Origin of the sequence: Mesorhizobium sp. B2-3-6 (assembly GCF_006442305.1) — a bacterium.
Taxonomy (GTDB): domain Bacteria; phylum Pseudomonadota; class Alphaproteobacteria; order Rhizobiales; family Rhizobiaceae; genus Mesorhizobium.
This window is the reverse complement of sequence record NZ_VFVW01000019.1, coordinates 1-8,332: the sequence shown is the minus strand read 5'-3', so window position 1 is coordinate 8,332 and position 8,332 is coordinate 1. Positions and strand designations below refer to the sequence as shown.

Here is an 8,332-nt window from a genome sequence, read left to right as displayed (position 1 = left end):
AATCGAGGCAGCCGAATGCAGGAACTACTTCGAAAACGCAGGCTACGCTTCCGTCAAGATATGAAACGCTCTAGGCCGCCTTTTGCATCGCTCTCTCGTTCACACCGGCCTCCCCGAGTTGCGTCAGTGCTTCATCGGTCGCCTTCTCCTCCTTGAGCGACTGTTCAAGCAGCGGAACGGCCTTTTTCAGCCCAAGCAAACCGGCCCAGGTGATCAGCGTTCCATATCGGGCGATCGATCTCATAATGCTCGACGGCTTGCGCGGCGGCCACGAGCCCGGCATCCAGGGCTGGAGCCTGTTGAAAGTCCTCCAGGATCTCCTGCCCTTCTTCTATGATGCCGTCGATTGCCGGGCAGGTCTTTCCCTGTGCCCGCTTGCCGAAGATCTCGAACACCTGCTGCAGGCGCTCGATCTGGCCTTCCGTCTCACCTCGATGCTTCTCAAAGGCAGCAATCACCTTTTCGGATTCAGCTCCCTTCGCCATCTTCTTCAAGGCGGAAGGATTTTGCGCTCGGCGTAGTAGATATCCTTCAAGCCGTCGTGGAAGAGATCCTCAAGTCCCTTTGTCTGCGAAGCTTTCTTGGTTGCCATCCTCATCTCCTGCTTGAAAGCGCGCCGGGCGGCACCCCGTTCAAACGAGGCGGCTCCTTGTTTGTTCCGCCGTTTTTCCCCAGCAGACGCCGGCACCCCGTCGGTTGCGAATAAGCGGCATCGACGGCAGTGCCTGAATGCGCACACAATAGGTGTTGTCTCGCCAATGCCGCATTGAGGCTCTTACGGCGCCAATGGGGGGCACCAGGATGCCGGGGAAGCGACGAATATCCCCGCGAGGGCTGCGCCACGCGCCATCCTGTACGACTGAACGACTGAACGACTGAACGACTGAACGAGGGCGGACCTGTTCACTCGTTTTGCGCAAGATAGCTGTGCATATCGGTTGCGGCGATCGCCGCGTGTCCGAAGGCGACCGCGACCTGGTTGATTTCGTCAACCACATCGCCTGCGGCGTAGAGGCCCGCAATTGCGGTTCGCTGGCGCGAATCCACGACAAGATTGCCGATTTCGTCACATTCCGCGCCGAGGTTGGTGGCCAGCTTCGATCGCATCGTGCAGCCCAATGCGGGATAGATGGTATCGAAAGACAGCGTGTTTCCGGCAACGAGCCTGATGGTCGCCTGATGGCCGGCAGAGCGGATCGAGCCCGGGAGGCACGCGTGCACCTTGATTCCAGCCTTTTTGAGCAAGGCGTCGGCGGCGGGGTCGAATCGAGTTGTCGTCTCGACCAACATGGTGACGTCACTTGTGTAGCTTCGCATAAACAACGCCATCTTCATTGCGTGATCTGCCGGGCCCATCACCGCAACCCGTCCGTCGATGACCTCGTAGGCGTCACAGATCGGACACAGCCGCAACGTGCCGGCCTTGATCATATCGGCGGCGTCGGGCGTGTCTGGAAGCGTATCGACAATACCGGTGGCCATGAGCACCGCGCGAGCCCGAATGGGAACCGATGCCGTGGCGATGAAATCGGTCCCACCCCGCTTAATGTCGTGGATCGTATCGTCCACGAGATCGACTCCGCTCAGCAGTGCCTGCTGCCGCAGACGATCAAGCAGCTCAACACCGGCAATACCGTCAGGAAACCCGGGACAGTTGTGGGTTACCGGTATCCACTTTGCGCGGCTTTGGCCGGCATCCACAAGGACGATCCGGCGCCGAAAACGCCCCAGGTAGGTCGCGGCGGTCAGGCCGGCCGGTCCGCCGCCGATGACCAGGCAGTCGTATGATTCGCCAGGACGGATTTCATCGTCTGAAACCACAAGAGAACTCCCGACATGAGCGCGTCATTCCTGGCTGCCACCGCTGAGCGCCTCGTAAACCTCAGAACGCAACCAAACGAAGATCATCGCTCAGTCCTTGAGGCAGCGGGATCCAGCACGTCCGCGACCGCGTCCTTCTTCGCGCGAGGAAGGAGCGTCATCAGAAGAATGAATGCCGAGAGAACGAGACAGGCGGCGTTTGTGATGATGATCGGCCACTCGCCTTTCATGGACCCGAAGATGAGCCAGAGGGCGAACCCTGCTGCCGTAATCGCATACATAGGCGCGGAGATACTGCCCGTGTCTCGCGTCTTTATGATCTTCCAGGCTTGCGGCGTAAAGCTCACCATCGAACATAGTGCCGCGAGATAGCCGACCAGTGTCTCAGTTTCCATGCAATCAAACCGTCGGCGCGCGGTTTTGTTCACGACGGGTGTCTCTAAGTTCAATTTGACCGCTGCCCTGGCACCCTGCAGATGGCTTAGGGCTTGGCCGTGGAGGACTGATCCGATTCGGGAAGTCGATCTCGAACCGCCTTTTCGGTAGTTTTTGCGGTGGCCTTGACGACCTCACCGACCTTACCGGCTAACGTGTCGGCGGTGCCGCTCGAGCCCTGCCGGTCCGCCTCGCTCTTGACTGTCTCGTAAGCTTCGGCAGCGATCTCTTTCGCTTGCTCCACGCCGTCCTCTAAAGCACTGTTGGCGCTGCCAAGTAGTTTGTCGCGGTAGCCGCCGAGTTGCTCGTCTTCCATGGTTGTGCGAGGCAGAAGCACGCCTATAGCCGTACCCGCCGCCAGGCCGAGGACGGCAAGTGCCAGTGGTTCGCGCTCAAATAGTTCCTGCGCGGTTCGACTCGCCTGCACAGCCATATCACTCGCACTGGAGCCAAGCTGCCCCACGGTGTTTACAACCTTATCCTTGGTCTCGCCAGCCGCAGTTGCGGCCGCTTCGCTTGCATTGCTCGCAATCGAGCCAGCGGTCGCGCCGGCATCCGAGAGCATCTCTGCGACCGCCGATGGTCCACCATTGGGGATCTCTTGTCCGGAACTCGGCCCTTCCGCAGCCCCCGTCACATCGCTGACCCCGAACGTCCCCCCATCCGTGTCGGCCTGATTGTTGACAGCCTGGGTTGCAGGAGAGCCACCCGCCGAAGCACCGCTGCCAAGCATCAGCCAAGCCAGGCCGGTCCCAACCAGCATCAGGGCCAAAGGGTTGTCGCTGACTTGGGTCTGGAATCTGCTGAGGGCGGCGGTCCCTGCGCCGCCAGAAAACAACCCGGTGAATTCGTCGATCAACTGACCGGGTGTCATTTTGCTGCGGATGGATTCGGCGGTATCGACGACCGCTGCGCGGGCAATCTCGGCTTCGCGTTCGAGTTCGGCTGCCGATTTCTCGCTCATCTCATTTGTCCTTTGATCACACGCGCATCGCTGTTGAGTTGTTCTTGTGTGCGGTCAGGAGCCAATCCGGAAGGCGCAATGCCGGCCATTCCCGTGCGAAGGAGAATCACCCCCAGGATCGCCACGACGACACCGACGAGCAGCGAGGCCCACCCGGCCCCCAGACCCGCCTTAGCCAAAGCGATCACGAGCGCTTGGAGCAGTACCACCAGCGATGCCAGCAAGCACACGGCACCGCCTACGACTTCGACCACGCCGTGCCCGGCTTTGCTGACGTTTTCGGATATTTCGGCCCGCAGAAGCCTTGTTTCGGTCTGTAGCAGGGTCGTCACTTGCTGTGTAAGGTCGCTCACAAGGCTCGCGAGACTGCGGCCGTCCTGATCGTTGTTCATCGGTCATGCTCCGTGCTCGGCCAAGAAAGTGGCTGCATTCGTTATGACGTGAGGTCGTCCCGTGGAGAGCTGCCTGTGGTCTTCGGGCGCGTTACAGTCTTTGGGGCGCCACTGCTTTTCAGCCGACCGTCCGCTTCGCTCGAATCAGCGGGTTGCGAGCTTTTGATGAAGCGTCCCAGAGCCAAACCGGCGAAAACCGACCCGGCGATAAGCACTCCAGAGTTTTCGCGCCCGAAGGACCTGACCTCGCCTAAGACTTGTTCGACTGGTTTGTCCCGCAAAGAGGACGAGAGGCGCTCCAGCCCGCCAGCGGCAGTAAGCACGAACTTCGAAACGGTGGCTTGATCGCTGTTGGCCAGATGCTCACTTGCTGCCCGCAACGCGCCCCCAAAAGCGGCTAAGCTCGCGCTCATGTCGCGCTGCGTTTCCTGCGCCTTCCCTGACAAAGCCTCCTGCGCTTCCGACGCGTACTCGCCAGCTTTGCTGACGACTTCGTCACTGGCGTCGTGAATCAACCGGGTGGCATTTTGGGTTTCTTCCTGGAGCCGGTCGGAGAGCTCGCTCTTTGCCGTATCGAAATCGGATGCTGGACGTCCTGGATCGCCTTCGCGTTGCATAATGGCTCCTAGTGAAAACCGAGGAAGGAGAGAATTGCCAGCACGACGACAACGAGACCTATGAGATAAATGACGCTGTTCACGGCCTGATTTCTCCATTTTCGTCGAAAGCAAACACGCTGAACCGCGCGATGTTCCATCAGCCAAAACTTTTTTAGCTCCCTTAGATTTAAAGACCCCCTGCGTGGGTTGATCGTGCGAGTTGAACGCGAGCACGTCGCCATGTTTGGAGCCCAAGGGTTACTCGTCACCGGTGCTCTTTTGGCTATCCAGTCTGTGGAAACGGCTGGCAAGACTAACGCCTCCCCCGGCTGTCATTCGACCTTCCGCGGGCTCAATCTCGAGGAGCCCTAGGCCGAGCTAAGCCCGTAGCCTCGTTCGAAGGTCAGGCGATCAGGCGCCGGAACAACCTTGTGGCGTCTCAGTTCGGATGGCGAAAACGGTGAGCCTTTTGGGTGCGACGTCCCAGCGGCGATTCGCCAGTCGCCGCAACCTACGCAAGGAGCACGGCAGCTTGTCTTTCCGGTTTCAATTCTCACTGAAACGATCATCACGCGTCTGGGTCGGCGGCCTGGTTGCGGCGGTGGCCTTGCTAGCGTTGAACAATCGAGCAGCGACCAAGCAAGCGCTTTCCGTCCGCGCGAAAGGAAGGACCATAGAGGTCGACGGTGTCCGCCTTCGATATGTCGAGGCTGGAAGCGGCAGGGACCTGGTTCTCCTGCATGGGAACGGTTCCGCCGCTGAGGACTTCCAAACCAGCGGTCTAGTCGACAAAGCAGCCAAGCGTTATCGCGTTATTGTATTCGACCGCCCCGGGTTTGGCGGAAGTACTCGGCCGCGCGGTCGCCTATGGACCGCCGCGGCCCAGGCAGATCTGCTCCAGAGCGCCACGCAGAGGATCGGGGCAGACAATCCCATCGTTCTTGGGGGGCATCGATCGCCCTCCAGTGGGCGGCCCGGTATCCGGACGAGATTGGTGGCGCGGTTCTCCTCTCCGGCTATCATTTCCCCTCCGCAAGGTTCGATGCCATGCTTGCCGCCCTGCCGGCACTGCCAATCGTGGGAACCATCATTTGCCACACCATCCTGCCGCCTGTCGTCAGGCTGATCTGGCCCGTTTTGATGCGCCGCCTGTTTGGGCCGCAACCTGTCCCGCCAGAGTTTTCAAATGCTTTGCGAGATCTGGTCAGCGCACCGTCGCACTTGCGAACGACTGCCGCGGAATCTGGTCTGCTGATCCCCGTTGCCGCGTTGGCTCCCAAGACCGCAGGGAGGACAAACGCGCCGATAGGTATCATGGCCGGGGACGCGGACAGCCTGCTCGACACCAACTATCATTCCCAACATTTGCACGCGGTCCTACCGGGCTCGATGATGCGCATCGTCGCGGGTGCCGGTCACATGGTTCATCATGCTGCGCCGCACCTTGTGCTCGAGATGGTGGACAGCATCGCGGCAGCCGGATCGCTCTCACCTGAAGAAGCTGCTTACTATGCTCCTGCACCGCGCGAATGACTCGGGCGGTAGCCCCGAGCCCGGGCGGCCAATCGATCTTTTCTGATCCAGGCACAGAGTCGTTTTGTCATAATTCGAAGAAAGCTTTTCGGGTCTTTGAATATAGTCTCTTCCGAGATCATCTCGTCATGGGTCCGCAACTCGGTAAGCAGCATTCCCTTGCCATAGGGCTGTATCACGACTTCGCGCCCGCGTTGGTACAGCACCACGCAGGACCGCGCCGCCACACCCTTGGCCATCGCTTCGCGCAGCACGGAGAAGGCCTCGGTGGAAGCACCGTCGGCAGGGATCAGGTAATAAGGCTTTTCCAGGTAGCGCGTGTCGATATCCTTGATGGCGACAAACTCGTCGACCTCAAGCGTGTGCTCAGACGTCATCTTTAGCTTTTTGATCTCGTCCGGTTCGACCTTGATGAAATCGCCCGCGTCTGCCTCGTAGCCTTTGACTTGGTTTTCGCTATCGACGACATCGCCCGTCTCTTCGTCAACATAGGCAGCCTTGACAGGCAATCCATCTTTCCGATTCAAAATCTTGAAGTGGATTTTCGATGCCTCGCTGGTTGCACCCACAAGCTTCACTCCGCACGACACGGACCCGACTTTTAAAATCCCTTTCCAAACTGCTCGTGGGGCTGCCATGCAGTCCTCCTGTCGGGCCGATCCTCGGCACAAACGTCAGCCAGATCGTTATGTTCCGCCCGCCTGACTTGGATTGCCGCCGGCGACTGTGCCTGGGTTGAGTGGGCCTGATCCAACGACACATGCTCCAAGGAAATGAGGCGCTCATGCCACCGCGGACTGAACGTCAGGCCAACGCACGATTTGGACCAGAAACTCGATTGCGATCGTACGCGATAAAAAAATCCTGCCTCACAACAAAATCCAGCTTGGAACCTTCTGAAATCGCCAAGGTTCGGACAGAAAGGCCCCGAACGGATACACGAACATGGCACGCTTCTTTTTTGATCTTACTGAAAATGGAAACGTTACTGAAGACAACGAGGGGAGCGAACTTCCCGATACGGAGACCGCTACAGATGAAGCTGTAAAGGCTTTGACCGAAATAGCGAGAGAGACACTCCCCCATGACGGCAATGAGTGCGAACTCGCTTTCATCATACGCGACGAGGAGCGACCAATAGCAGAGGCAGTTATACGGTTCGAACTTCGCCCGCTTTAAAGCGCTCCCCGGGCTGAAATCCATCGATCTGGCGACGCTCTCGGCAGGCGATCCTTGTCTGGTCGGAGAGTGTCCTGAAGCGCTCCATGTCGTTTCGGATTGCACAACTGCATCAGCCTCCACTACCATCAGAACCTCCCGTTTCGCTAGCGACTCCTCATCCGCGTATCCTATCGCGGCCTTCGACCGGCAAGTCGCCAGGCCCATTTGCGGCGTTGACCGTCTCGCTTACCGAACACCTCTGATAGGTATGTCTCATTGGGTGAGCCATTCGTGATGAAGGTCCGTCAGCGCTCCTGAGGCTGCATGGATCGAAACGCCAACCGACCAGTTAAGTGGGTCAGGTGGAGACACGGAGAGAGCTATGCGCCCAAACACCTCAGGCAATGACATGGGATCCGCCACCCCAACCACACCACCCGCGGACGGCCTCGCTCCTGCCTTGGCCCGCAACATCGAAGCAATCGTTCAACGACGGAAGCGCGATGCGAACGCTGCCACTGCGGAGCAACGCGCCGCGGGAGCAATTAGCCAGTTCGCAGGCAGCATGATGTTCGTCTATATCCATCTTGTTTTCTTTGGGGGCTGGATCGTCCTCAATATCAAGCCCGTCGGCTTTGTTCAGCCTTGGGACCCATCCTTGGTTATCCTGGCGATGATTGCATCCGTGGAGGCGATCTTTTTGTCCACCTTCGTGCTCATCAACCAGAACCGGATGGCCGCTGAGGACGATGCGAGAGCAGACCTCGATCTTCAGGTCAGCCTGCTCAACGAACACGAGACGACCAAGCTCATCAAGATGGTCGAGGAGATTGCCAAGCGCATGAATGTTGCCACGGAAGCGGACGATGAATTGAAGGAACTGAAGCGCGACGTGGCACCTGAAGCTGTTCTCGACAAGATTATGGAGGCAGAGGAGTAGAGGAGGTGTCGCCAGTATCTCACCGATAGGCGAAACCGTGTCGATGAACGCTCGTTTGCTGTCAGCAGGGCTGGCGGGTACAAAGTAGCCGCAGACAAAGACGATCCCTTCGCACACTTGCCCCCTCCGACATGGCTCCCTGCGTCGCAGCCGCTATACCTGGCACGACATGTGTCTCGTCGGATCCATTCGGTATCCCACACTGCACCTTTATCAGCGGCCTCCCTTCGCCGCTGCCATTGCCGGCAGAAGCTGGCATTGGTCGAATTCGATCTGGCTTACATCAGCGGCCAGATCGTCGACCATCAGAAGACTGTGCAACTCCTTGAATGGGAGATCGGCTCCGGCCGGGATCCGGATGTCCAGCATTTCGCCTCCGATATCCTGCCGGCCGTACTGGAGCACCTGCGAATGGCGCGGGACGTCCGCAGCAAGCTGGTGAACCCGGCATTGGCCGATGCCTCGGGCCAGAGCAAGAAGTGACCGT

10 protein-coding genes and 1 pseudogene are annotated in these 8,332 nt (G+C 59.0%); 3 read left to right on the top strand and 8 right to left on the bottom strand.

Annotated elements, in window-relative coordinates:
* Positions 1 to 70 precede the first annotated feature (70 nt).
* The 6 genes and pseudogenes from FJ953_RS30185 to FJ953_RS30160 all read right to left on the bottom strand — a co-directional run bounded on the left by FJ953_RS30185 (position 71) and on the right by FJ953_RS30160 (position 4,466).
* A pseudogene (locus FJ953_RS30185) lies at positions 71 to 592 on the bottom strand (ferritin-like domain-containing protein).
* Between the two features lie 311 nt (positions 593 to 903).
* Positions 904 to 1,821: an NAD(P)/FAD-dependent oxidoreductase gene (locus FJ953_RS30180; protein WP_140525826.1), complete on the bottom strand. Its 918-nt coding sequence runs from the start codon at positions 1,819 to 1,821 to the stop codon at positions 904 to 906.
* 83 nt (positions 1,822 to 1,904) lie between these two features.
* Positions 1,905 to 2,249, bottom strand: a complete 345-nt coding sequence (locus FJ953_RS30175; RefSeq protein ID WP_224656178.1) for a SemiSWEET transporter — start codon at positions 2,247 to 2,249, stop codon at positions 1,905 to 1,907.
* Between the two features lie 53 nt (positions 2,250 to 2,302).
* Positions 2,303 to 3,220 carry a hypothetical protein gene (locus FJ953_RS30170; RefSeq protein ID WP_140525825.1) on the bottom strand — a complete coding sequence of 306 codons (918 nt, stop codon included), beginning with the start codon at positions 3,218 to 3,220 and terminating at the stop codon, positions 2,303 to 2,305.
* Positions 3,217 to 3,612 carry a phage holin family protein gene (locus FJ953_RS30165; protein ID WP_140525824.1) on the bottom strand — a complete coding sequence of 132 codons (396 nt, stop codon included), beginning with the start codon at positions 3,610 to 3,612 and terminating at the stop codon, positions 3,217 to 3,219. The genes FJ953_RS30170 and FJ953_RS30165 overlap by 4 nt, the downstream gene beginning before the upstream one ends.
* A 41-nt stretch (positions 3,613 to 3,653) precedes the next feature.
* Complete coding sequence (locus tag FJ953_RS30160) at positions 3,654 to 4,466, bottom strand: hypothetical protein (RefSeq protein ID WP_181167750.1); 813 nt, start codon at positions 4,464 to 4,466, stop codon at positions 3,654 to 3,656.
* Between the two features lie 792 nt (positions 4,467 to 5,258).
* Between FJ953_RS30160 and FJ953_RS31225 the strand changes: the two genes are divergently transcribed.
* Entirely contained in the window at positions 5,259 to 5,744 is a 486-nt protein-coding gene (locus FJ953_RS31225) for a hypothetical protein (protein WP_140525820.1), read from the top strand.
* On the opposite strand, the gene FJ953_RS30145 is transcribed toward FJ953_RS31225, so the two are convergent.
* Together FJ953_RS30145 and FJ953_RS30140 are read right to left on the bottom strand one after the other, a co-directional pair.
* Complete coding sequence (locus tag FJ953_RS30145) at positions 5,720 to 6,382, bottom strand: Ku protein (protein ID WP_140525819.1); 663 nt, start codon at positions 6,380 to 6,382, stop codon at positions 5,720 to 5,722. The two genes, FJ953_RS31225 and FJ953_RS30145, sit on opposite strands and share 25 nt — an antisense overlap.
* Positions 6,383 to 6,548: 166 nt before the next feature.
* Positions 6,549 to 7,052: a hypothetical protein gene (locus tag FJ953_RS30140; protein WP_140625659.1), complete on the bottom strand. Its 504-nt coding sequence runs from the start codon at positions 7,050 to 7,052 to the stop codon at positions 6,549 to 6,551.
* 235 nt (positions 7,053 to 7,287) lie between these two features.
* On the opposite strand from FJ953_RS30140, the gene FJ953_RS30135 reads away from it, so the two are divergent.
* A complete protein-coding gene (locus FJ953_RS30135; RefSeq protein WP_140499474.1) occupies positions 7,288 to 7,845 on the top strand; it encodes a DUF1003 domain-containing protein in 558 nt (185 codons plus the stop codon).
* Between the two features lie 171 nt (positions 7,846 to 8,016).
* The gene (locus tag FJ953_RS30130) at positions 8,017 to 8,328 is read left to right on the top strand and encodes a DUF4142 domain-containing protein (RefSeq protein WP_224656180.1); all 312 of its coding nucleotides are present in this window, start codon (positions 8,017 to 8,019) and stop codon (positions 8,326 to 8,328) included.
* Positions 8,329 to 8,332 lie beyond the last annotated feature (4 nt).

Bases quoted from the DNA above. Each gene is read 5' to 3' on its own strand.
- FJ953_RS30170 (WP_140525825.1), bottom strand. From the start codon at position 3,220: ATGAGCGAGAAATCGGCAGCCGAACTCGAACGCGAAGCCGAGATTGCC.
- FJ953_RS31225 (WP_140525820.1), top strand. From the start codon at position 5,259: ATGCTTGCCGCCCTGCCGGCACTGCCAATCGTGGGAACCATCATTTGC.
- FJ953_RS30165 (WP_140525824.1), bottom strand. From the start codon at position 3,612: ATGAACAACGATCAGGACGGCCGCAGTCTCGCGAGCCTTGTGAGCGAC.
- FJ953_RS30145 (WP_140525819.1), bottom strand. From the start codon at position 6,382: ATGGCAGCCCCACGAGCAGTTTGGAAAGGGATTTTAAAAGTCGGGTCC.
- FJ953_RS30140 (WP_140625659.1), bottom strand. From the start codon at position 7,052: ATGGTAGTGGAGGCTGATGCAGTTGTGCAATCCGAAACGACATGGAGC.
- FJ953_RS30135 (WP_140499474.1), top strand. From the start codon at position 7,288: ATGCGCCCAAACACCTCAGGCAATGACATGGGATCCGCCACCCCAACC.